The 21,457-nt window shown below is 64.0% G+C and carries 20 protein-coding genes and 1 pseudogene; 12 read left to right on the forward strand and 9 right to left on the reverse strand.

The genetic code is table 11. The features are described from left to right. Nucleotides 1–17 precede the first annotated feature (17 nt). A complete protein-coding gene (locus tag CH289_RS17705; RefSeq protein ID WP_256977303.1) occupies nt 18–1,403 on the reverse strand; it encodes a serine hydrolase domain-containing protein in 1,386 nt (461 codons plus the stop codon). A 154-nt stretch (nt 1,404–1,557) separates the two neighbouring features. On the opposite strand from CH289_RS17705, the gene CH289_RS17710 reads away from it, so the two are divergent. After that, nucleotides 1,558–2,355 carry a TY-Chap domain-containing protein gene (locus CH289_RS17710; protein ID WP_094654637.1) on the forward strand — a complete coding sequence of 266 codons (798 nt, stop codon included), beginning with the start codon at nt 1,558–1,560 and terminating at the stop codon, nt 2,353–2,355. Nucleotides 2,356–2,357: 2 nt separating this feature from the next. On the opposite strand, the gene CH289_RS17715 is transcribed toward CH289_RS17710, so the two are convergent. Further along, the gene (locus tag CH289_RS17715) at nt 2,358–2,996 is read right to left on the reverse strand and encodes an isochorismatase family protein (RefSeq protein ID WP_026347465.1); all 639 of its coding nucleotides are present in this window, start codon (nt 2,994–2,996) and stop codon (nt 2,358–2,360) included. Nucleotides 2,997–3,103: 107 nt separating this feature from the next. Between CH289_RS17715 and CH289_RS17720 the strand changes: the two genes are divergently transcribed. Next, complete coding sequence (locus tag CH289_RS17720; RefSeq protein WP_020112744.1) at nt 3,104–4,051, forward strand: GlxA family transcriptional regulator; 948 nt, start codon at nt 3,104–3,106, stop codon at nt 4,049–4,051. 9 nt (nt 4,052–4,060) lie between these two features. Here the strand turns inward: CH289_RS17720 and CH289_RS17725 are convergent, their stop codons facing one another. Next, nucleotides 4,061–4,705, reverse strand: coding sequence for a vWA domain-containing protein (locus CH289_RS17725; RefSeq protein ID WP_306427526.1), 645 nt, complete (start codon nt 4,703–4,705; stop codon nt 4,061–4,063). A gap of 135 nt (nt 4,706–4,840) precedes the next feature. On the opposite strand from CH289_RS17725, the gene CH289_RS17730 reads away from it, so the two are divergent. Next, nucleotides 4,841–5,524 (forward strand): TerD family protein, encoded by a 684-nt coding sequence (locus CH289_RS17730; RefSeq protein WP_033187935.1) that lies wholly within the window; start codon nt 4,841–4,843, stop codon nt 5,522–5,524. 38 nt (nt 5,525–5,562) lie between these two features. On the opposite strand, the gene CH289_RS17735 is transcribed toward CH289_RS17730, so the two are convergent. Then, nucleotides 5,563–6,105, reverse strand: coding sequence for a DUF2231 domain-containing protein (locus CH289_RS17735; protein ID WP_094728276.1), 543 nt, complete (start codon nt 6,103–6,105; stop codon nt 5,563–5,565). A 137-nt stretch (nt 6,106–6,242) separates the two neighbouring features. Here CH289_RS17735 and CH289_RS17740 point away from each other — a divergent pair, with 137 nt between their 5' ends. From CH289_RS17740 to CH289_RS17750, 3 genes are all read left to right on the forward strand, one after another. Further along, nucleotides 6,243–8,525, forward strand: coding sequence for an ATP-binding cassette domain-containing protein (locus CH289_RS17740; protein WP_094728277.1), 2,283 nt, complete (start codon nt 6,243–6,245; stop codon nt 8,523–8,525). A gap of 11 nt (nt 8,526–8,536) precedes the next feature. Then, the gene (locus CH289_RS17745) at nt 8,537–9,412 is read left to right on the forward strand and encodes an SCO6745 family protein (protein ID WP_462052403.1); all 876 of its coding nucleotides are present in this window, start codon (nt 8,537–8,539) and stop codon (nt 9,410–9,412) included. A 153-nt stretch (nt 9,413–9,565) separates the two neighbouring features. Further along, nucleotides 9,566–11,971: an ATP-dependent Clp protease ATP-binding subunit gene (locus tag CH289_RS17750; RefSeq protein WP_094728279.1), complete on the forward strand. Its 2,406-nt coding sequence runs from the start codon at nt 9,566–9,568 to the stop codon at nt 11,969–11,971. A 28-nt stretch (nt 11,972–11,999) separates the two neighbouring features. Here CH289_RS17750 and CH289_RS17755 read toward each other — a convergent pair whose 3' ends face one another. Further along, on the reverse strand, nt 12,000–12,239 hold the full coding sequence (locus tag CH289_RS17755; protein WP_143545108.1) for a hypothetical protein: 240 nt from the start codon (nt 12,237–12,239) through the stop codon (nt 12,000–12,002). A gap of 87 nt (nt 12,240–12,326) precedes the next feature. Between CH289_RS17755 and CH289_RS17760 the strand changes: the two genes are divergently transcribed. Continuing rightward, nucleotides 12,327–12,623, forward strand: a complete 297-nt coding sequence (locus CH289_RS17760) for an antibiotic biosynthesis monooxygenase family protein (RefSeq protein ID WP_094728281.1) — start codon at nt 12,327–12,329, stop codon at nt 12,621–12,623. A gap of 37 nt (nt 12,624–12,660) precedes the next feature. After that, nucleotides 12,661–13,524 (forward strand): lysophospholipase, encoded by an 864-nt coding sequence (locus CH289_RS17765; protein ID WP_256977306.1) that lies wholly within the window; start codon nt 12,661–12,663, stop codon nt 13,522–13,524. Here CH289_RS17765 and CH289_RS17770 read toward each other — a convergent pair. Further along, on the reverse strand, nt 13,517–14,869 hold the full coding sequence (locus CH289_RS17770) for a cytochrome P450 (protein ID WP_020112725.1): 1,353 nt from the start codon (nt 14,867–14,869) through the stop codon (nt 13,517–13,519). The two genes, CH289_RS17765 and CH289_RS17770, sit on opposite strands and share 8 nt — an antisense overlap. 86 nt (nt 14,870–14,955) lie before the next feature. Here CH289_RS17770 and CH289_RS17775 point away from each other — a divergent pair, with 86 nt between their 5' ends. Further along, nucleotides 14,956–15,570 carry a TetR/AcrR family transcriptional regulator gene (locus tag CH289_RS17775; protein ID WP_371828051.1) on the forward strand — a complete coding sequence of 205 codons (615 nt, stop codon included), beginning with the start codon at nt 14,956–14,958 and terminating at the stop codon, nt 15,568–15,570. 4 nt (nt 15,571–15,574) lie between these two features. On the opposite strand, the gene CH289_RS17780 is transcribed toward CH289_RS17775, so the two are convergent. After that, nucleotides 15,575–16,939 carry an acetamidase/formamidase family protein gene (locus CH289_RS17780; protein WP_094728283.1) on the reverse strand — a complete coding sequence of 455 codons (1,365 nt, stop codon included), beginning with the start codon at nt 16,937–16,939 and terminating at the stop codon, nt 15,575–15,577. Here CH289_RS17780 and CH289_RS28775 point away from each other — a divergent pair. Together CH289_RS28775 and CH289_RS28780 are read left to right on the forward strand one after the other, a co-directional pair. Continuing rightward, nucleotides 16,938–17,189 (forward strand): annotated as a pseudogene (locus CH289_RS28775) (DUF2256 domain-containing protein); the annotation flags it as partial. The gene CH289_RS17780 and the pseudogene CH289_RS28775 overlap by 2 nt on opposite strands. A gap of 15 nt (nt 17,190–17,204) precedes the next feature. Next, the gene (locus CH289_RS28780) at nt 17,205–17,456 is read left to right on the forward strand and encodes a DUF3253 domain-containing protein (RefSeq protein WP_230594088.1); all 252 of its coding nucleotides are present in this window, start codon (nt 17,205–17,207) and stop codon (nt 17,454–17,456) included. Here CH289_RS28780 and CH289_RS17790 read toward each other — a convergent pair. Continuing rightward, a complete protein-coding gene (locus tag CH289_RS17790; protein ID WP_033187951.1) occupies nt 17,453–18,067 on the reverse strand; it encodes a TetR/AcrR family transcriptional regulator in 615 nt (204 codons plus the stop codon). The genes CH289_RS28780 and CH289_RS17790 overlap by 4 nt on opposite strands. Nucleotides 18,068–18,195: 128 nt before the next feature. On the opposite strand from CH289_RS17790, the gene CH289_RS17795 reads away from it, so the two are divergent. After that, complete coding sequence (locus CH289_RS17795; RefSeq protein WP_094728284.1) at nt 18,196–20,412, forward strand: MMPL family transporter; 2,217 nt, start codon at nt 18,196–18,198, stop codon at nt 20,410–20,412. 67 nt (nt 20,413–20,479) lie between these two features. On the opposite strand, the gene CH289_RS17800 is transcribed toward CH289_RS17795, so the two are convergent. Next, nucleotides 20,480–21,424 (reverse strand): sugar-binding transcriptional regulator, encoded by a 945-nt coding sequence (locus CH289_RS17800; RefSeq protein WP_019667701.1) that lies wholly within the window; start codon nt 21,422–21,424, stop codon nt 20,480–20,482. Nucleotides 21,425–21,457: the final 33 nt, after the last annotated feature.

Here is a 21,457-nt window from a genome sequence, read left to right on the forward strand (position 1 = left end):
CGAGCAGGGCCTGCTCGTCACCCCTCGGCAGTGCGAGAACGCAGTTTTCGGTACCCGGCCGCGGATTTTATGACCACAACTACGGTGGCGACGAAGACCGCCGCGAGCAACACCCAGAACGCAACGGTCACGTCCGGCGCCCACAACCACATCGCCGACAACGTCCCGCCCGCCAAAGCCGGGACACCGATCAGGACGCCGACGATCACTGCCCCTCCCACCACGACAGCGGCGACGCTCCGAACGATCGCACCCACAGCAGAGCGCTCTCTCGTTCCACGCACGACCGACCATCCCGACGCCGCCAGCAGAGCAGTCGCGAGTCCGAGCAGGGTGCCCAACACCGCCGGCGCCATCGACGACGGCAGATCCGACGCGGACCCGTCGAGCACCAGAGTCGTCACGTTTCTGCCGACGGCCGCCACACGCTCGGCCTCGATCTCGCCATACCGGTTGGTGGCCAGCACGATTGCGCGGTCCTCCCCCGGCACCAGCGCGACGTAGGTGTAGTAGCCGGGCACCGCACCCGAGTGCCACCACACGTCGTGACCATCGATGTCCTCGTTGTACAGACCGTCGCCGTACGCCGTGCCGTGACCGGTCTCGGCCACCACGGGATCGCCCAGGTTGTCCAGCCGCCACGACGCGTACCGGCCGAGGTCCTCGATCGTCCCGGCCAGGTATCCGTAACCGAGCCCCGCCGAATCCACGCCCACGTCCACCGACCTGGAGGTCCCGAAGAACGGAACGTGACCGTCCGGGACGGCCGCGGTGAAGGCGTCGGGATCGGTGATGGTGCCCGACGCGCCCGCAGGATCGAGAACGTACCGGCGGACGGCATCCGCATACTGCCCGGCGGAGACCTGCTCGACCACGGCCTGCACGAGCAGATAGTTGAGGCTCGAATACCGGAACGTGCCTCGCGCGCCCATTCCGCTCGGTTGCGGTATCGACGCCAGAACATCCGACGCGGATTCCCGACGGGTCCAGTCGTCGGTGACGGAGACGTCGTGCGGTAGCCCACTGGTGTGACGAACCAGGTCGCCGACGGTGACCTGCGGGTCACCGAGCAGGTGCTCGGCCTGCGGCAGGACGTCGACGACGACGGTGTCGTCCTGGAGAAGGCCGTCACGCTCCAGCCCTCGAACCGTGGCTGCCGCGAGCTGTTTCGACACCGAACCCCACACGAAGGGGGCGCCGGCATCCGGCCCCGACGAGGCGTCGTCGACGAGCCCGTCGGAATCGACGATCTGCACGGAGATACTCGGCGCCCCGATGTCCGAGGCCCATCGCTCGACCTGTTGCTGCAGTGAGGGCGGCGGATCAGCGTGGGCGAACATCGTCGCCCCGGAGGCCACCAGGAGGAGCAGAACTACCAGGAACCCACGTCGAACAGCCGTCACCGCACTCGCTCCCACCCGAAGTCGTTTGCCCCTCGAATCTTGACGGCGTAGCAATCCGAGCGCAACCCTCGGCCCACCCAGTGGGCCCGCACCCGTCGGACCAGCAGTTATCATGGTTCGGATAGTTCAAAACTTGTCCAGTTCAGGAGGCCTCATGATCGAGGACCCTGACTTCGACACGGAAGTGAACACGTCCTGGACAGTGTTCGCTGCCCGTCTGGGCCGGTATCTCGACGGCATGCGCGCACCCCAGACCCTCACCCTTCTGTCGGACTCGGTCTGGCAGGTGAGCGGACTGTCGGTGGTTCTCGCCAAGGACCGTGACCTCGTCGACGCGGTGGCGCACGTCCCCAGGTCGCTACTCGACGCACGCACTGCGGAGGAGCGAACGACCCTCGCGTACGCCCGGTGGCGCGCCAGCCCCGCCCGGTCGCACTCGGACGGCACGGAGCTCAGGATCAGCGGCAACGGCACGCCCATTGCCCGCACGGTCATGACACTGTTCCGGGATTTCGGACGGATCAGCCACCCATCGTTTCTGGCGCTCGACGCCACCGGCGCTTCGCCGGGTTGGATCCTCGACGGAAGCCGAGCCCGAACGGACGACGATCTGACCTCGCGTGTGTTCGCCGTGCTAGGACCTGTCGCCGTGGATCGCCTCGTCCGCGACGCGCACATCCGAGTACTCGACGACGAGGCCGTCGTCGAGTACTCGGCAACCTACACCGGGGAGCCGCCCACACCCGCGTCGATACTTCGATTGGCAGAATCGTGGCCCGACATGGCATTTCGCGTCTCGCCCGACGCGGTTGCCGTGGTGGCGCGCGTCGATTGCTCTCCGTTGGTCGAGGAACACCTGGTCCGAAAAACTCGTATGTTCCTTCGATTTCTCGACGAGGCAGGCGCCCGCTTGACGAACCGCGAATCACGGAGCGCAAGCCGTCGACGCTGAGGTCACTCTCCTCCGAAAGTGTCGTTCCCCTGGGCTGCGGACACGACCAGGTTGTTCGCGGTGAGGCTCGATCCGGACTTGACGGCCTCGATCCAGTCCGACGTCGACGCCACCGCGGCGAAGTTGGACTGATAGAGCACCATCAACGTGCTGTGCAGATCCTCTGCCGACACCGTGCCGGCCTCGTTCGCGAGATTGATCGCGCCGGTGGCGTCGGAGAGGATCTCAGCGCTGACATCGAGCGCCTCCGCACCGGCTGCCGTGGCCAGGTCGCAGTTGTTGGTCATGTATCCGACGATCGTGATCGTGTCGATCCGGTTGGCCGTCAACCACTCCGCGACGGAGGTTCCCTCGAACACGCTGCTGAACTTCTTCTCGACGCGTTCGAACGTAGGTTGTACCAGCGCAGCGATCCGCGGATGGAGTTCCCAGGTGGGTGTGCCCTTGACGAATGCGGGCGACCCTTCCGGCATCTCGTGCTGCACGATCGCAACCGGAATATCCTGCGAGGCAGCAACTTCGATGGCGCTGGCAATGTTGGCCAGCGACTCCTCGCGCGGTGGGTACTGAATTTTCAGTACACCGTCGAAGTACTCCTGCTGGACGTCGACGACGATCAGCGCGCGGCGTGGTGCAGTCATGGTCATCCTCCTCGTGTTGGGTAGCTCCGATTCTTCAGCCTGATTCTTGCGCCGACGAGTGGCACGGATGCATACTTTCGATGACTTTGCGCCACAGTTGGAGGGGTATGAAGATTGCGCTGTACGCATTCGATGGAATCACCATGTTCCATCTCGCCGCGCCGCTCATGGTGTTCGGCGAGGTCACTCGACTCGACGAGGCGCAGGACTGGCAAACGCGCGTGTGGTCGGACGATGCACAGCAGGTAAGGACGGCCGAGGGCTACTCGTTGGGTGACCTCGCGGGACCCGAGGCAATCGAATGGGCGGACATCGTGATCGTCCCGTCCTGGCCGGTGTCCCTGCCGCCTGTCGACGTCGAACTCGGCTCACGCATACGACAAGCTCATCGGCGCGGCGCAGAGGTCGCCGGACTGTGCCTCGGCTCCTTTGCGATTGCCGACACAGGCATCCTCGCGGGCCGCCCGGCCGTCACGCACTGGACCAAGATGGCGGAACTGCAAGCGAGGACCACCCAGACACAACCCGACTCCTCGGTGCTCTACGTGGACCACGGCGACGTCCTCACGTCGGCGGGAACCGCGTCGTCGATCGATGCGTGCCTGCACATCGTCCGCAAGCACCTCGGATCCGCCGCGGCCACCTCCGTCGCGCGCAGCCTCGTCGTCGCACCCCACCGCGAGGGCGGTCAAGCCCAGTACATCGAGCGGCCCGTCACGCACGCCGAGGACACGACCATCGCCGACGTCCTGGAGTGGGCTCTTGCACGCTTGCACGAGCCTCTACCGATCGACCGGCTAGCCGAACGTGCGCACATGAGCCGGCGGAGCTTCATCCGGCAGTTCCAGTCGGCAACCGGAACCACGCCCGCACGGTGGGTGCTGGATCGACGCCTCGACGAAGCCAGGAGCCTGCTGGAGACGACGACGAAATCCATCGACGACGTCGCGACTGCCTGCGGATTCGGCAGCACGGTGACCTTTCGCCAGAACTTCGCTTCGGCGTTCGCGGTTGCACCCACGACATACCGAAAACAGTTCGCCCCCAGGCGGTAGCGGGCTCGCTCACTCCCCTCGAGCTCGGCGACGATCCTCCTCCGAGAAGCCCTGCACCGGGGGCGCCCCCATCACCGAGGCGCGCTTGCGACTCTGATAGCTCGCCACCGAATCGAACGCGGACGTGACGCCCACGGTGGTGGACACGTACGTCATGGACTTGTCACGGGCGAAGCCGAGGCCGGTGCCCACGTCCACTGCATCGATGTTGGCGCCGAGAAACACGAAGTCCCACTGATAGTCCCGCTCCTGCTGTTCGATGAGGGTGCGAACAGCCGTGTTGCTCCACTCCTTGCTCGCGTTCTCGTGACCGTCGGTCATCACGAGGAAGGTGACGGAACCAGGACGCTCGTCCTCGGGTGTTGCTGCGAGCTCCGAGCCCACATCGGTGATGAGCCGGCCGATGGCATCGTACAGCGCCGTCATGCCCCGAGGCTCGAGCACGAGAGGCGGAACCGAATCGATCGGTTGCGAGCTGTAGACCATGTCGTAGCGATCGTCGAACTGCGCAAGAGTGACCATCGTGTCACCCTCGTGCGCACGCTCTTTCGCGATGAACGAGTCGAAACCACCGCGAGTGTCATCGGCAATGGCGTTCATGGAACCCGAGCGGTCGAGCAACGCGGCCACCAGAGACAACTGTGGATTCGTCAAAGAAAACCTCCTGAGAAAGTGCGCGGACTCGCGCGGGTGAAGCTGATGAAAAGAACCGTACCGAGGGGTACCGACACGTTTGCCCGCTATTCTCGGACAAGACAAAACGGACACCACGACGAGTAGGCAAATTTCATGGCGATCGACTACACCCGCAAGCCTTCGACCCCGGCAACGCCCGCAGTGAGCCTGAGCAAGGTGACGCTGTCCAAGTCGGCGCCCTCGGTGAACCTGACGAAGGCGGGCGAGTCACAGGGCACGATGCGTGTCAATTTGAACTGGTCGACGGGTGCGACCCCCGCACCGAAGAAGAAGGGCTTTCTGGCGAAGCTGGCCGCGGCGTCCTACGGGACCGGCGGCGTCGACCTCGACCTCGGCTGCCTCTACGAACTCGCCGACGGCTCCAAGGGCGTCATTCAGGCGCTCGGCAACAGCTTCGGCGCGGTCGATCGCGCTCCGTACATCGCACTGGACGGTGACGATCGCTCGGGCACTGTCGTCGGCGGCGAGAACATGCACATCAACCTCGCCCGCCCCGAGATGTTCAAGCGGGTCCTGATCTTCGCGATGATCTACGAGGGCGCCCCCAACTGGGCCGCAGTCGACGGCGTCGTCACCCTGTTCCCGACCTCGGGTCCACAGGTCGAGGTGAAGCTCGAGTCGGACAGCAACTCCGCTCGAATCTGCGCAATTGCGTTGCTGGAGAGCGGGAAACAGGGAGTCACCGTAACCCGCTTGGTGGAATACATCCAGGGCAGCCAGTCGGATCTCGACAAGAAGTACGGCTGGGGCATGAAATGGGCTGCGGGACGAAAGTAGCCGAAGGCGATTGTCCCGCCCCGCGTGGATTCGAGGTTCTACGTCAGCTGGTGCTCGTCGAACGCGGGCTGCTCGGCCGGCTCCTCGGTGACACTGTAGGCAAGGTGACCACCGATGACGCCGCCGAGACCGGCGGCGGTGAGTCCGGCGAGCGCGAGACCCTTCGCGGCTCCGTCCGTGCGACGGCGTCGGCGGAGGAACGAGCCGAGAAACAGGAACACGCCGGTGGCGTTCGCTCCCGCATGGATGATCCCGACTCGGCGTGCACGTGGGCCGCGGGTGGACCAGTCACCCCACCCGGTGGCAATGGTTGCGGGCGCCGACAGCAGACCGAGCCCGATCAGCCGCTGAGCGGCCTTCGACTCAAAGCCGACGAGGTCGAGCACGACGGCGCTCGTCCACGCGCCGACCGTGACGTTCACCAATGCGGGGTGGATGGGGTGGCCCACGAACGACCCGCGTAGGAGCCCACCGACCACTGTGTCGTCGAGTGCGGGCTTAAGGACGCCGTTGATCGCATCGCTCTCCTTGTCCAGGAAGGACGCATCTTCGAGGCTGTTCAATACTCCGGGGAAGCTCATGTGATCTCGCCTACCCCGCGGATCACGACGTCAACCTATGGGTTGCCTAACCAAACCAGAGTTTACCGTACACTGTACGGTATGCTGCGCGAGCATCCCGTCGGATGCGTCGAGCTTGTCGAAAGGTGCCTGCAGAGATGACCACAGCCGAAGCCTTGAACACCATCCTCGTTCGAGGCGCACGCGAGAACAATCTGCACGGCGTGGACCTCGACTTACCCAAGCGTCGGCTCATCGTGTTCGCCGGAGTCTCCGGTTCCGGCAAATCCTCGTTGGTGTTCGACACCATCGCCGCCGAAGCGCAGCGCCAGATCAACTCGACCTTCACCGCATTCGCCCAGACGTTCCTTCCCTCCTACGGCCGACCCGATGCCGATCTGATCGCCAACCTCTCCGCCGTCGTCATCGTCGACCAGAAGCGTCTGTTCGGAGGGCCCCGGTCGACCGTCGGCACCATCACCGACATCGGCGACTGGCTGCGCATGCTGTGGTCCCGCGGGGTGACGCCGTCGATCGGCTACGCGAACGCGTTCTCCTTCAACGACCCGGCCGGCATGTGCCCCGAATGCGAGGGACTCGGGGAAGCGAAGATCATCGACATGGCCGAACTCGTCGACGAATCGAAGTCGTTGCGCGAAGGCCCTTTCAAGCACCCGGACTTCGAGCCGGGCAAGTGGCCGTACCGGGTGTTCGCCGACTCCGGGTTGTTCGATCTGGACGTTCCCGTCGAGCAGTACTCCGCCCGTGAACGCCACATCTTCTTCGATGCCAAGCCCGGTGAGGTCGACGTGGTCAACACCGAGGCCCTCATGAAGAGCTACGAAGGAATCGTTTCGCGCTTTCGCCGCAGCTATCTGTCGAAGGATGCCGATGCGCTGAAGGGCAAAGCGAAGGCAGCGTTCGACCGGATCGTCACACGCGGCGAGTGCGAGGCATGTGGCGGCACCCGCTACAACGAGGCCATCCGCGGCGCGACCCTCCACAGACTGTCGTTACCCGACGCCTTCGCCATGCAAGTGTCCGAACTCGCTGAGCGTATCGCCGGATGGAACCTGAAGGACCTGAACACCTTCCGTGACGAGATCGTGCTGCAACTGCGCAGGCTCGTCGATCTCGGGCTCGGCTACCTCAGTCTGAACCGAGCGACGTCGACCCTGTCCGGGGGCGAATCTCAGCGCATCAAGATGGTGCGCCACCTCGGCGCGACGCTCAACGACATGCTCTACGTGTTCGACGAGCCGACCACCGGCCTGCACCCACGCGACGTGCACCGCCTCAACGACATGCTCCTTGCGCTGCGAGACAAGGGAAACACGGTCCTCGTCGTCGAGCACGATCCGGAAGTGATGGCCATCGCCGATCGCATCGTCGAAATAGGTCCGGGCGCAGGCAAAACCGGAGGGAACGTGGTGTTCGAAGGAACCTACGACGAATTGGTGGCGGCCGACACCAGAACAGGTCGTGCGCTCCGCCGCGACGGTCACTCCATCTCCGCTCCACGAACACCCACCGGCTACCTGCACATCACCGGCGCCGACACCCACAACCTCCGGAACGTCGATGCTGACATTCCACTGGGCATTCTGACAGCCGTCACCGGCGTCGCGGGATCGGGGAAATCGAGTCTCATCCACGGTCATCTGCGTTCGGTCGCACCCGACGCCGTCATCATCGACCAATCGCCCATCCGCGGATCACGGCGTTCCTCCCCCGCAACGTATTCCGGACTCCTCGACCCCATCCGCGCGTACTTCGCGAAGAAGACCGGCCAGCCGGCGTCCCTGTTCTCTCCCAATTCCGACGGTGCCTGCCCCGACTGCCAGGGCAGCGGCATCATCTTCACCGATCTGGGGTTCACGGACCCGGTGTCCAGTACCTGTGAAACGTGCCAGGGACGGCGTTTTCGGCCGGGAGCGATCCGGCACACCGTCGACGATGTCAGTATCGCGGACGTATTCGAGATGTCCGTCGAGGACGCGCAGGACTTCTTCGAGGTCAAGAAGATTCGTGACATCCTGCACCGGTGCTCCGACGTCGGCCTCGGATATCTCTCGCTGGGCCAGAATCTTTCGTCGTTGTCCGGTGGAGAACGTCAGCGCCTCAAGCTCGCGACGGAACTGGTCGGGTCGTCTCCCATCCTGGTCCTGGACGAGCCCACTACCGGCCTGCACCCGTCGGATGTCTCGAATCTCATCGCACTGTTGTCCGGCATGGTCGACGAGGGCCGCAGCGTGATCGTCATCGAGCACAACCTCGACGTCGTCGCAGCGGCCGACTGGGTCATCGATCTCGGACCCGACGGCGGTCTGGGCGGAGGTGAGGTCGTGTTCACCGGAACGGTCGCGGATCTGGTGAACACCGACACGCACACAGGTGTCCATCTCGCCAAGAGCCTGAGGCGCCGACCCGACGGCAGGTAGGTTCGGTGATCATGAGCAGCGACACATCGACCGCCCTGGCCCGCGCCGCCTACACGACGTTCGAGCCGTTTCACATCACCGCCTATTTCAATCCCCTGCTGAAGACGGTCTCCGCGGACGCCGGGGTGGACGGGCACGCGTGGTACGTCGGGTCGCGTGCCGCACCGCTCGGCGAGACCGCGGCGAGTGTCGTCGCGGCGACGTTCTACAACTTCAATCCCGCGCTGATCGAGAGCGTGTGGCCGGCCGCCGTCGACGCCGGGCTGGAGAAGATCACCGAACGCCGCTGGACCATGCTCGACACCGTCCTCGGCGACGCACTGGGCGAACTGGCGTCCGACCCCGATCTCCCCCGTGTGGCCGATCGACTGCGCGACATCGGCGACACCGCCTGTTTCGCAGGTCGGCCACTGTCTGCAGCATGGCACTCGACACAGCGACCGGACGCACCACATCTGGCGCTGTGGCATTCCATCGCCGTGATCCGCGAATGGCGAGGCGACGGGCACCTGGCCGCACTCGTCGACGCCCAACTCGATCCGACGGAAGCCGTCGTGTTCCACGAGGCGGAGCATCCGGACCCGAAAGCTCGACGAGTGCTCGGCAAGCGCATCACCCAACTCACCCGCCAGTGGTCGGACGAGGAGTGGGCCGCTGCCGCGGATCGTCTCGCTTCCCGCGGACTGCTCACGACCACCGACGGGCGAGAAGCCCTCACCGATCGAGGCGTCGAACAGGACGCGCACATCGAAGCCAGGACCGATGCGCTGGCGTCGTCGATCTGGAAGAACGTGCCCGACGCGGAAGCCCTGGTCACCAGTGTCCGCCCGTACGTCAAGGCCGTCATCGATGCGGGCATTCTGCCCGGCACCAAGAAGAAGAGCTGATCGACCGAGCGTCTCCGAGCATGAGGCCCCGTCGACCGTGGTCGGCGGGGCTTCGTGCTGCCCGGGGGAATTAATTCTTGTCGGAGGGAATTGATATCGTCGCGAGCACGTTAATTGAGCCGAAGACGCTCAACCTTGCAGTAGGAGGAACGAATGCCGGCATACCTGGGTCCGCAGGGTCCCCGCCGTATCGACATCAGCCGTTTGATGAGCACGGCTACCCAGTCGCTCATCGGAGATGCAGCCACGTTCGCTGCCGGTCGCGGTGATGCAGAATTGGATGCACTGCACGTTCTGCACGTCATGGCGAAGAACGACCCCACCCAGGACCTCTTGCACCGTGCGGGTGCGACGCCCGACTCGGTGGCGGACGCCGTGGAGCTTCGGCTCCCCCAGGCGCGCGAGACCTCGGTAAGCGCCACCACCCTGAGCAGCACTTTGAAAACCGCCATTCTCGAGGCTCACCACATCGCACAAAGCCTCGGTTCGACGTACATCGATCCCGAACACCTGTTCCTGTCCTTCGCCGCCGATCCGGAGCACATCGCCGGCCGGCTGCTTGCGGACGAGGGCATCACTCCCGAAGGCCTGCAGACCGCACTGAAGGGTGGTTCCGTGGAACCGCAGTCGCAGTCCGAGACGCCGACGCTCGACAAGTACGGCGTCGATCTGACCGAGCGTGCGCGCGAGGGTGGTATCGACCCGGTCATCGGCCGTTCCGACGAGATCGCGCAGACCATCGAAATCCTCTCCCGTCGCACCAAGAACAACCCGGTCCTCGTCGGCGAAGCAGGTGTCGGCAAAACTGCCGTCGTCGAAGGGTTGGCTCAGCGCATCGTCGACGGTGACGTTCCCGATCGGTTGTCGGGCAAGCGCATCGTGCAACTCGACCTGTCGTCCATGGTCGCGGGCACCCGCTACCGCGGTGATTTCGAGGAGCGCTTGACCAAGGTGATCGACGAGATCGTCGCGCACTCCGACGAGCTCATCGTGTTCATCGACGAGGTGCACACCATCGCCGGCGCGGGCGGAGGCGCCGAGGGCGCCATGGATGCCGGAAACATCCTCAAGCCCAAGCTCGCTCGCGGCGAACTGCACATCGTCGGCGCCACCACCCTGGACGAGTACCGCACGAACATCGAGAAGGACCCCGCCCTCGAACGCAGGTTCCAGCCGGTGACGGTTCCCGAGCCGAGCGTGGACGACGCCAAGGCCATCCTCACCGGGCTGCGTAGTCGGTACGAGGAGCACCACGGTGTCACCTTCACCGACGAGGCAATCAGTGCCGCCGTCGAACTCTCCGATCGCTACATCGGTGACCGCTTCCTCCCGGACAAGGCCATCGACCTGATCGATCAGGCGGGTGCCCGCAAGCAACTCGCCAGGCCGAGCATCGACGTCGACGCGATCGAGAAGAAGATCGCCGCAGTGGAAGTCGAGAAGGCGACGGCCATCGAGAAGGAAGACTACGAGCGCGCATCTCAGCTTCGCGACGAAGCACAGCGGCTGCAGGACCGCCTGAACGGAAAATCCGATGACGATGCACCCGAGGTGTCCGCCGAGGACATCGCCGACATCGTCTCGCGGGCAACCGGCATCCCGGCAAGCCAGATGACGCAGGAGGAGAAGGAACGTCTACGGCGTCTGGAATCCGAACTGCACGAGCGCGTCGTCGGTCAGGACGAGGCCGTCGAGGCCATCGCCCGTGCGGTCCGGCGCAGCCGGACCGGCATGAGCGATCCGGACCGTCCCGTCGGCAGCTTCCTGTTCCTCGGTCCGACCGGCGTCGGCAAGACCGAACTCGCGAAAGCCTTGGCTTCGTCTTTGTTCGGTGACGAGAAGAAGATGCTGCGCCTCGACATGAGCGAGTTCGGCGAACGCCACACCGTCAGTCGACTCGTCGGTGCACCTCCCGGATACGTCGGTTACGGCGAAGCCGGTCAGCTCACCGAGCAGGTGCGGCGCAATCCGTACTCGGTGGTGCTGCTCGACGAGATCGAGAAGGCCCACCCCGACGTGTTCGACACACTTCTCCAGGTGCTCGACGACGGCAGGTTGACCGACGGTCAGGGCCGCACGGTGAACTTCAGGAACACCGTGGTGATCATGACCAGCAACCTCGGCTCGGACATCATCTCCAGCAAGTCCGGCGGCACCGGATTCAACACCGGTGTCCTCGACGAGAAGCCCTTGCGTGCGCGAGTCATGGGACGCCTCCGTGAATCGATGCGACCGGAGTTCCTCAACCGCATCGACGAAATCGTGGTGTTCCGAAAGCTCGATACCGAGCAACTGCATCGCATCACCGATCTGATGCTCGCCGAAAGCCGGGAACGTCTCTCGGCCAAGGGCATCGAGATCACGTTCAGCGACTCGGCCGTCGACTGGCTGGCGAAGAACGGTCACCAGCCCGAATTCGGTGCCCGGCCGTTGCGCCGATCCATCCAGAGGGCACTCGACGACAAGATCGCCGACCTGCTCCTGGACGACATCCTCGCCGAAGGCGGCAGCGTATCGGTCGACGTCGCGGACGACGAACTCGCCTTGAACGTGGCGTAGCGACGCTGCACGGCCGGTACCGGGGAAGTCACACCTGTCGTGACTTCCCCGGACCGGTTCTGGACCTGAAGTAGCGGAATGCTGTGATGATCGTTGCGAGAAGGGGAACGATCGCCCACGCCGTGAAGAAGTACGCCACCGGCGTCCAGAGCAATCCGCTCACCGCACTCAACACAACAACCCCGATGGAGCGGAACCCCTCGTCTACGACGGTGAACGCCATCATCCCGATCGCGTAGGCCAGAAGGGTCCAGCCCGAAAGTCGCAATCCACAGAGACCAGAACGTCTTTTCCTGATCTTTCTTCATACCGCCCCCGGCTCGGTACTGTACCCCGCTCGGTGAACAATGAGTGCATGATTCTCGAGCACGCTCTCCTTCACGTCGCACCCGCTCGCTCGGAGGAATTCGAGACCGCTTTTGCGCACGCCAAGTCGATCATCTCGACGATGCCGGGGTTCGTGACACTTTCCCTCTCGCGCGGCGTGGAGCAACCAGGGGTCTACCTTCTGCTCGTCGAATGGGAGACCCTCGAAGCCCATACCGAGGGTTTCCGCGGATCAGCGGAGTACCAGGAGTGGAAGGCGTTGCTGCATCATTTCTACGATCCGTTTCCGGTCGTCGAGCACTTCTCGCCGGTTCTTCGGGCCTAGCATGGATGCACCCCTCAGCACCGAAGGAGACCAACCAGTGCCCACTGCAGCGTCGTACACCTCGAAGCAGGATCAGCTCGAGATCAGCACCAATACCTGGCCCACAGCGGTCACTCCTGCTCGTGGTGTCGTTCAGATAGCCCATGGTCTTGCCGAGCACGGCAGTCGATACGCCCGCTTCGCCGGGGCGCTGAACGACGCCGGGTTTCACGTCGTGGCATCCGATCATCGAGGCCATGGCGCGTCGATCGAGCAGACACCGGGCGATCTGGGGGCACGGGGCTTTCCTGCGCTGTGGGCGGACATCGAACAACTGGGCGAGCACCTGTTGAACGAGTACCCGAACCTACCTCTGTTCCTCTTTGCACACTCGATGGGTTCGTTTGCTGCCCAACATGTTCTGATCGAGCGGTCCGATCTGTACGAGGGCGTGGTCCTGTCCGGGTCTACCACCCTCGATGTGCTCGCCGCGGGCATGGTCGACGCCCCGGCCGGTGATCTCAGCGTGTTCAACAGCGCCTTCGAGCACCGCACCGGATACGAGTGGTTGTCGCGCGACGAGTCGGAAGTCGACGCCTACGTCGCCGACGAGCTGTGCGGCTTCGACCTGCCCGCGGCGACGGTGCCCGCGTTGTTCACCGAGGCGGACAAGCTTGCAGATCCGCACGAGCTCGAGGAGATCCGGTCCGATCTGCCGCTGCTGATCACGTCGGGATCCGACGACCCGCTGGCCGGCGGCGGACAGCTGATCGAACAACTGGCCGCGCGCTACCGCGAGGCCGGGCTCAGCGATGTGACGGTGAAGATCTACCCCGGAGCCCGCCACGAGATCCTGAACGAAACGAACAGGGACGAAGTCACCGCAGACATCGTCGGATGGCTGACGAGCCGCCTCACCTGAGCCGGAGCTTCACGGGCTGCCCGTCCTCCGGGAAGGGCAGCGACGTGAAGTTCAGTGGTGCAACGTAACTCGGGTCGACTTCCCAGTCGAATCGGAGCAACAGATGATGCATGATCGTCTTGATCTCCGCTCCGGCGAAGAACATTCCGATGCACTTGTGCACTCCGCCGCCGAACGGCTCCCACGCGTAGCGATGAACCTTGTCCTCGCGTCGATCTGCACAGAACCTGTCCGGATCGAACTTCTCCGGATCCGGCCAGTACTGCGCCATGTGATGAGTGAAGTGCGGGGCTACGGATGCGTATGTTCCGGCGGGGACGAACTTTCCCTGCACCTCGGTGTCCTTCACAGCGCGACGAGCCACGACGGGAGTCGGCGACACGAGGCGCAGGCATTCCTTCATGACCAGGTCGACGCTCACCAGTTCGTCGAGTTGATCCAGCGTCGGCGACTCCGTTTCCAGCGCAAGCGATTCGGCTCGGCACTTCTCCCGCCACTCCGGATGCTGCCCGAGATACTGCATCATCGTCGACAGCGTGATGGTCGAGGTATCATGCGCCGCCATCAGCAAGAAAATCATGTGGTCGACCACTTCGTCGTCCGAAAAACGCTGACCCGTATCGGATTCGATGTGACAGAGAACGGAGAAGAGATCATCGGTCTCGCGGGCGCGACGCGCAGGCAGATAACGCCGGAAGAAGTCGTCGAGCACCTTCCGTCCGTCGAGCCCACGCTTCCATCGAGTCCCGGGTAGGCGGTATCGAACGATCGACGTGGCAGCCTGGACGCAGGCCACGAAACTTGCGTTCACGACGTCGATCTCGGCATCGCTGCTGTTCTCGGCTCCCCCCATGAACACCGACGTCGCGACGTCGAGAGTCAGCGCCTTCAGTGCCGGATAGACCTGTACGGCGTCACCGGCATGCCACCCGTCGAGCCCCGAGGCGACCACCGGATTGAGAGAGTCGACCGATCTGACGAGCCTCTCACGGGTGAACGCCTGCTGCATGATTCGTCGATGTCGCAGGTGCTCGTCGGAATCCAACAGCATGAGCCCGCCGTGGAAGAACGGGCCGATGAGCAGCGACCACCCGTCGCTGTTGACGAACGCCTTGTCCTTGTTCTGCAGGACCTCCTGGCATGCGTCCGGCCCGAGGACGGTGATCCATCGCTGCCCGGCCATCGTCAGCCACGACACGTCGCCGTACTTGTCCCATCGACTACGAAACAGAGTCAGGGGATCGCGAATGTATTCGAGCGTGTGACCGACGACGGGCAGTCCCCCGTCACCGGAGACTGCTTTCAACGGGGATCGAGCCGGTGGTTCCGCCAGGATTCGTGCCATTCGCCAGACCTTCCTCGATCTGACAGGGAGCCCTGTCAGATAACTGTAGTGTGCGTCACACTTCTCGCGTCTGTCAACATCTACTCATGTCGACAACCCGCAGATACGCAGGCATGAGCGCCGACGACCGTGCCGCCGACCGTCGGGCACGCCTACTCGAAGCCGGGCTGGAGGTGTTCGCGGCCTCAGGAGCCAACGGCGCAACCATGACTGCGATCTGCGCACAGGCCAAACTCACCGAACGCTACTTCTACGAGAGCTTCACCAGCCGAGACGATTTACTGCGCAACGTCGTCGACGCGGTGTCCGACGAGATCCGCACCGCAGCCCTGGACGCACTCCACTCCCCCGCGGACAGCGTCGAAGCACAGGTCCGACACGCCATCACCGCGTTCGTCACGGTCCTCACCGACGATCGACGCAAAGGCCGCGTCGCGATGATCGAGTCCTCGGCCGTCGAGTCGCTGCGCACGCATCGCCGGGAGTCGATGCGTGAATTCGCCCGCCTCGTCGCCGCAGAAGCCCACGAACTCTACGGCGACCACGCATTGCCCGAGCCCGAGTCGCAGATCACCGGCCTCCTGTTCATCGGAGGCCTGGCCGAACTCGTCGTCGCCTGGTTGAACGACGAGATCGACGTGACCCCGTCACAGATCGTCGACGCCGCAACACGCCAGTTCGTCGCGACGACGCATCGCTGAAACGTCAGAGGTCGAAGTGCGCCTTCGGAATCTGCCCGTGCACTCCGACGGTACGGTCGACGACCTGCGAGACGGTGAAGTTCGCCGCCGCCGACAGGTAGGCGTACGCGGTTGCGCGATCCATTCCCAGATCGGTCTCGAGAAAGTCGAGTGCGTTGACCACCGCACGACGCATCGCCGCGTTCAGGTCCGAACTCTGGCCGCCGACGGCGCCATCGGGGTCGGACAGGCCGATAGGAATCCACGAATCCTCGTTCTCAGCAAAGGGATACGAGTACGCAACCGAAGGAGCGTCACCGCTGCCCGGCGTGCAGACGGTGAGACGGAACGTTCCACGCAGTGAACCCTCCATCGCAGTGAGGGCAACTTCACCATCGCCCATCGCCATGTGCGGGTCACCGACGTAGAACAACGCACCTTCGGCGAAGACTGGAAGGTAGAACGTGGACCCGACACCGAGCAGGCCGACGTCGATGTTGCCACCGCCCAAGGTCGGCGGGATGGAGTTCGCGTTGGGCGAGGTCAACCCAGGATCGCTCGCATAGGCGACACCCATCATTCCCATGAACGGTCGCAACGGAAACCTCACTGCCGCATCCCCGTACCGCATCACTCCCTTGCCATCTTCGACAGCGGTGAACGTCGAGACGTTGCCGTACGCCGTCGGGTCACCGGAACTGCGTCCGTCACCGTCGATGGGGGGCATGACCTCGTCGAGCCCGATCCCGGCGGGTGCGTCACCCGATGCCGTTACGGCCAGCGCCCCTTTACCGTGTCTGCTCGACACGACTCCGTATGGCACCCGCGGCGTTGCCTCCAGAGTTTCGATCTTCAACACATCGCCCGGCTGCGCACCCTCCACGAAGACCGGACCCGTCACAACATGAGGGCCGTCCACGTCGAAGTTCCTCTCGGTCCGGTCGTATTCGGCCGCGATGTCGATCGCGTCGGACAACACGTCCGATCGCGCGACGCCGTGTCCTCCGAAGTACTCGACCGGATCGCGACCTTGATCCTCGAGGATCCCCTCGTGACTCAACGCGTCGATCGTGATGGTCTCACCCGACTTCATCTGCAGGGCGGGCGTCGACTCGATCGTCGGGACGTAGCCCCACAAAACTTGGTCGACCTCCGAACTCAGGTAGTGATCCCCCGCGATTTCCCCAGCTCCGGGCTGCAGTATTTCACCGAAACCTGGTGGTGCTGCAGCACTGGTCGAGGTGACACTCGACCCGGACGAAGAGCAGGCGGACGCGGACCCAGCGACTCCCACACCCGCGCCGAGCGCAGCCACCGCGCGTATGAAGTTCCGTCTACCGATGCCCTGACTGATGGTCTCGGCAGCCTGTTCCGCGATGGATCGCACCATGAAAACCCTCCTGATTTGTCGGAATCCGAAACGTAAAGGAGGCACGTTTCTCACCAGTTACAACGGTGATTCCGAGGCATGTCACACGCGGTCCCCGATACACAGGGTTACCGTGGACAGGGTGGCCCACACTCGTCGACCGAAGCAGTCGACACCCGCGGACAAGACCTGTGCGTCGTGTGGGCGGCGCATCGAGTGGCGCAAGAAGTGGGAGAAGAACTGGGATGACATCAAGTACTGCAGCGATTCCTGCCGGCGGCACAAGGTGAGCGCGACGGACCGTCAGCTGGAGGACAAGATCCGGGAGCTGCTCGACGCCCGCTCGCGGGATTCGACGATCTGCCCGTCGGACGTAGCGCGCGCGATGTCCGAGAACGACTGGCGAGACCTGATGGAGCCGGTGCGCAAAGCTGCACGCCGCCTGGTCGACGCCGGGGAAGTTCAGATCACCCAGAAAGGTTCGGTCGTGGATCCGTCGACAGCCAAGGGCCCGATCAGGATCCGCTGGACGCGCTAGTCGTCCAACCGCGGGAGCAATGGGGGTTCCGAATGCAACTGCTGCATCACTGATTTCAAGTTTCCCAGGATCCGCGGCAGCGCTTCGGCATCGTCACCCAGTTCGCGCATGGGGCTTCCTTCGCCGACGAGCTCGAGCACCATCGTCGCCATCCGGGCAGTCGCCTTGCTGTACAGGTCGTCGTGCGGGCGTCCGAGCCTGTCGGCGACCGCCTGCTCGAGCATCACGCGCTCGTGCATGTACTGCTCGAACAGCCGTGTCGTGAGCGACGGCGTCACGTCCAGAATCTGCTGAATCTGCACGAAGCGCTCACTGCCCGCCCGAGGCGTGAGGAGCAGCGCACGGAGCGCATGGCCCAACGACACCTCCAGTGGCTCGTCCTCGGGGCGCGAACGCAGCTCGTCCGCCATCTGCCCGTTGAGCTCCAACGGTCCGACGACCAGTAGGTCCTTCGTTGGGTAATACCGGTACAACGTGGTCGTGCCGATCTCGGCCTTGGCCGCGATCTCTTCCATCGTCGTCTTCTCGTATCCGCGATCGAGGAACAGCGAGAATGCCGCGTCGAGTATCAACTCACGCGTCTGCGCCGCGTGCACTTCACGTAACCCCATGCTCAGCAATGTAGCAGCTGCCCCCTTTTCGGTAGTGACTACCGTCACGGGTCAGAAATGTGGTAGTCACTACCAAGTAGGTTTACGCTTCTCAATCAGAGATCACCTCCAATCGAAAGGTGCCACCCATGGCATGGCAACTGTTCAGGCTGGGCCGATGGTCCTTCCTGCATCGCAAACTCGTCGCCGGCGTCTGGGTGGTATTACTGCTGCTCGGAGTGCTCGGCGCGTCCACGTTGAACACCCAGACGTCCGACTCGTTCGAGCTCGACGGCATCGAGTCCACCGAAGCCTTCTCGCTCATCTCCGAGCGCAGCGGTGGATCCGCAGACGGTGCCACCGCACGCATCGTGTTCGAAGCGCCCGAAGGCCAGTCGCTGACGGAACCATCGAATCGAACCGCAGTCGCCGACGCCATCGCGTCGGTCCAGTCCGAGCACGTCGCGTCGGCAACGGATCCGTTCACCGCAGGCACCATCTCGGAGAACGGTCGGGCCGCCTACGCGACCGTCACTTACACGACGCCGGCTATCGATCTCGTCGACGCGGACCGCACCGCTCTCGACGAGGCGAAGACGGTCGGTGAAAACGCAGGACTCACCGTCGCTGTCGGTGGCGACGCCGTCACGGCCATGGGAGAGGTTCCCCTCGGAGAACTGATCGGCATCGGTGTCGCGATCATCGTCCTGGCCATCACCTTCGGATCGCTCGTCGCCGCAGGCATGCCCCTGCTGACGGCACTCATCGGTGTCGGAATCGGCATCATGGGCATCACCGTCCTCGGCGCATTCGTCGAACTCAGCTCGGTCACTTCCGCATTGGGCACGATGCTCGGACTCGCCGTAGGAATCGACTACGCGCTCTTCATCATGTCCCGCTACCAAAGCGAAGTCAGACAGGGACATTCACTGGAGGAAGCGGCAGGCAAAGCCGTCGGCACTGCCGGGTCGGCGGTCATCTTCGCCGGACTGACCGTCATCATCGCGCTCGCCGGACTCTCGGTGTGCGGCATCGGATTCTTGACGCAGATGGGCGTCGGCGGCGCCTTCATGGTGTTCATCGCCGTGCTCGTCGCACTGACGTTGCTGCCCGCGATCCTCGGTTTCGCCGGCAGGAAGGTCCTCGGAGGGAAGATCAAAGGCCTGAAGACCGTCGATCCCGAGAACCCGGAGACACGCACCAACGGGCAGCGGTGGGTCGAGAAGGTGAGCGCGTTCAAATGGCCCGCGCTCGTCGCAGGTCTGCTTGTCGCCGCTGTGGTCTCGCTGCCCATCGCCTCGATGGAACTGGCACTGCCCGACGACGGTACCGCCCCCACCGGCAGTGACAACCGCGTCGCGTTCGACACCATCGCCGACAACTTCGGCCCCGGCGCCAACGGTCCCCTCGTCGTCGTCGTCGACACCGAAGGTGCTGCGGATCCCGTCGCGGCCGTCGGCACCGCCGTCGACAAGCTGGAAGGAATCGGCACCGACATCTCGACCATCGTGCCTCCAGTCGCCGAGGTACTCGAACCCCAGCTTGCTGCAGTCGGATTCACTACGGTGCAGATCATTCCGGACAGCGCACCGTCCGACGCTGCCACCAAAGAGTTGGTCTCGACGATCCGCGACACGATGTCGGACCTGCCCGCCGAAACCGGCGCCCGTGCCCTGGTCACCGGACAGACGGCAGTGGGAGTCGACATCGCCGACGAACTCACCTCGGTGTTCCCGCTGTACCTGGCTGTGGTCGTCGGGCTCGCCTTCATCCTGCTGATGTTGGTCTTCCGCTCGATCCTCGTGCCTCTCAAGGCTGCTCTCGGATTCCTTCTGTCCGTGGCCATCTCGCTCGGAGCGACGGTGGCAGTGTTCCAGTGGGGCTGGTTGGCGAACCTCATCGGCGTCGACACCCAGTCACCCGTCGTGTTCATCCTCCCGCTGCTGCTGACCGGCATCCTGTTCGGTCTGGCCATGGACTACGAGGTGTTCCTCGTCAGCCGCATGCGAGAGGCCTACGTCCACGGCACCCCCGCGAAGCAGGCCGTGATCGTCGGATTCCAGCACAGTGCTCGCGTCGTCGTCGCGGCAGCCGTCATCATGTTCGGCGTCTTCGCCGGCTTCGCGCTGACCGACCAGGTGATCATCAAGACCATCGGATTCGCCTTGGCCATCGGCATTCTCGCCGACGCGTTCCTGGTCCGCATGATGATCGTCCCGGCCGTCATGGCCATCGTCGGCGACAAGATGTGGTGGTTGCCCAAGTGGCTGGACCGAGTCCTGCCGAACCTCGACGTCGAAGGCGAAGGCGAAGGCTTGAACGACAAGCTGGCCCCGGCGAGAACTCCGGAACCTGCACACAGCTGACCTCAGGATCCGTCGTGGCCGCCTCGATCGCCCGAGGCGGCCACTTCGGCTTCGTGCGGGCGGCGTGTCAGCGAAGCAGCCCCGCAGCGGTGGTCGCGTCGATGATCAGCGAGGACACCAACCCGGACTTCAGAACGGACCGAACAGCCTCGAGTTTCTTCTCGCCCGCGACGATGGCGACGACGTCGGCGATCCCCCTCAAGTCCTCTTCCGACACCCCGATCCGGCGATCGTCCAATCCCTCGACGCGATTACCGTCGGAGTCGAGCAACAAAGCACACGACTCGGCAACCACACCTCGCGCCGTCAGTTCTTTCGCCTCAGCCGGCGACACCAAGTCGTAGACCTGAGACAACCCCGGTTGCCACGCGCCGATGGACACAACAGCTTTGGTCACCGACGCATGATGTTTCAGCGTTTCCTGAATGCCACGACTTCCCCGCAACGCGTCGCCGGTTCTGGAGTCGGCCACCACCAGCGGCGCATACATCGACCACGCGTGTCCGCCACCGAGTTCGGTGATCCGACGCACCAACTCGGCCGAGGTCGAGCTGACTGCTCCCGCCATTCCGGTCAACTGCACCACGTCGCACGTCGCGATCGAATCCAGATGCGTCGTCATCCTCGACAACGTTCGACCGCAGTCCACCCCGAGTACGTCAGTGGGAGTGACGATTTCGCTGAGCAGATCAGCGGTGACACGGCCGACGGCGTCCCAGAGAACGCCCTGCTCCTCCCCTCCCGTACGCACTGCGAACGCCATGCGTAACCCGAAGGTGTCCTTGAGCGCACGAGACAGTTCGATGTCGATGGACTCGGGTGCATGAACCTTGATCTCGACCATGCCCGACGCCACGGCGTCCTCGAGTATTCGCGCCACCTTGAATCGGGAGAGCCCCAGTTCCTCGGCGATCTGTATTCGGGTACGGCCGTCGAGGTAGTAGCGCCGCGCGACCAGTCCGCGTTGAGTCAGTTCTTCCGGACCAACCCGCGGAACATTCTGCTCCGGCATGACCCCTCCCTTCGGCTCACATGAGCCTCATCA

Origin of the sequence: Rhodococcus sp. RS1C4, assembly GCF_002258225.1 — a bacterium.
In the GTDB taxonomy this organism is placed as follows: domain Bacteria; phylum Actinomycetota; class Actinomycetes; order Mycobacteriales; family Mycobacteriaceae; genus Rhodococcoides; species Rhodococcoides fascians_E.

What these genes read in the sequence shown, in the direction of transcription:
- CH289_RS17710 (WP_094654637.1), top strand. Translation starts at nt 1,558, where the DNA reads ATGATCGAGGACCCTGACTTCGACACGGAAGTGAACACGTCCTGGACA.
- CH289_RS17715 (WP_026347465.1), bottom strand. Translation starts at nt 2,996, where the DNA reads ATGACTGCACCACGCCGCGCGCTGATCGTCGTCGACGTCCAGCAGGAG.
- CH289_RS17720 (WP_020112744.1), top strand. Translation starts at nt 3,104, where the DNA reads ATGAAGATTGCGCTGTACGCATTCGATGGAATCACCATGTTCCATCTC.
- CH289_RS17730 (WP_033187935.1), top strand. Translation starts at nt 4,841, where the DNA reads ATGGCGATCGACTACACCCGCAAGCCTTCGACCCCGGCAACGCCCGCA.
- CH289_RS17735 (WP_094728276.1), bottom strand. Translation starts at nt 6,105, where the DNA reads ATGAGCTTCCCCGGAGTATTGAACAGCCTCGAAGATGCGTCCTTCCTG.
- CH289_RS17740 (WP_094728277.1), top strand. Translation starts at nt 6,243, where the DNA reads ATGACCACAGCCGAAGCCTTGAACACCATCCTCGTTCGAGGCGCACGC.
- CH289_RS17745 (WP_462052403.1), top strand. Translation starts at nt 8,537, where the DNA reads ATGAGCAGCGACACATCGACCGCCCTGGCCCGCGCCGCCTACACGACG.
- CH289_RS17750 (WP_094728279.1), top strand. Translation starts at nt 9,566, where the DNA reads ATGCCGGCATACCTGGGTCCGCAGGGTCCCCGCCGTATCGACATCAGC.
- CH289_RS17760 (WP_094728281.1), top strand. Translation starts at nt 12,327, where the DNA reads ATGATTCTCGAGCACGCTCTCCTTCACGTCGCACCCGCTCGCTCGGAG.
- CH289_RS17770 (WP_020112725.1), bottom strand. Translation starts at nt 14,869, where the DNA reads ATGGCACGAATCCTGGCGGAACCACCGGCTCGATCCCCGTTGAAAGCA.
- CH289_RS17775 (WP_371828051.1), top strand. Translation starts at nt 14,956, where the DNA reads ATGTCGACAACCCGCAGATACGCAGGCATGAGCGCCGACGACCGTGCC.
- CH289_RS17780 (WP_094728283.1), bottom strand. Translation starts at nt 16,939, where the DNA reads ATGGTGCGATCCATCGCGGAACAGGCTGCCGAGACCATCAGTCAGGGC.
- CH289_RS17790 (WP_033187951.1), bottom strand. Translation starts at nt 18,067, where the DNA reads ATGGGGTTACGTGAAGTGCACGCGGCGCAGACGCGTGAGTTGATACTC.
- CH289_RS17795 (WP_094728284.1), top strand. Translation starts at nt 18,196, where the DNA reads ATGGCATGGCAACTGTTCAGGCTGGGCCGATGGTCCTTCCTGCATCGC.
- CH289_RS17800 (WP_019667701.1), bottom strand. Translation starts at nt 21,424, where the DNA reads ATGCCGGAGCAGAATGTTCCGCGGGTTGGTCCGGAAGAACTGACTCAA.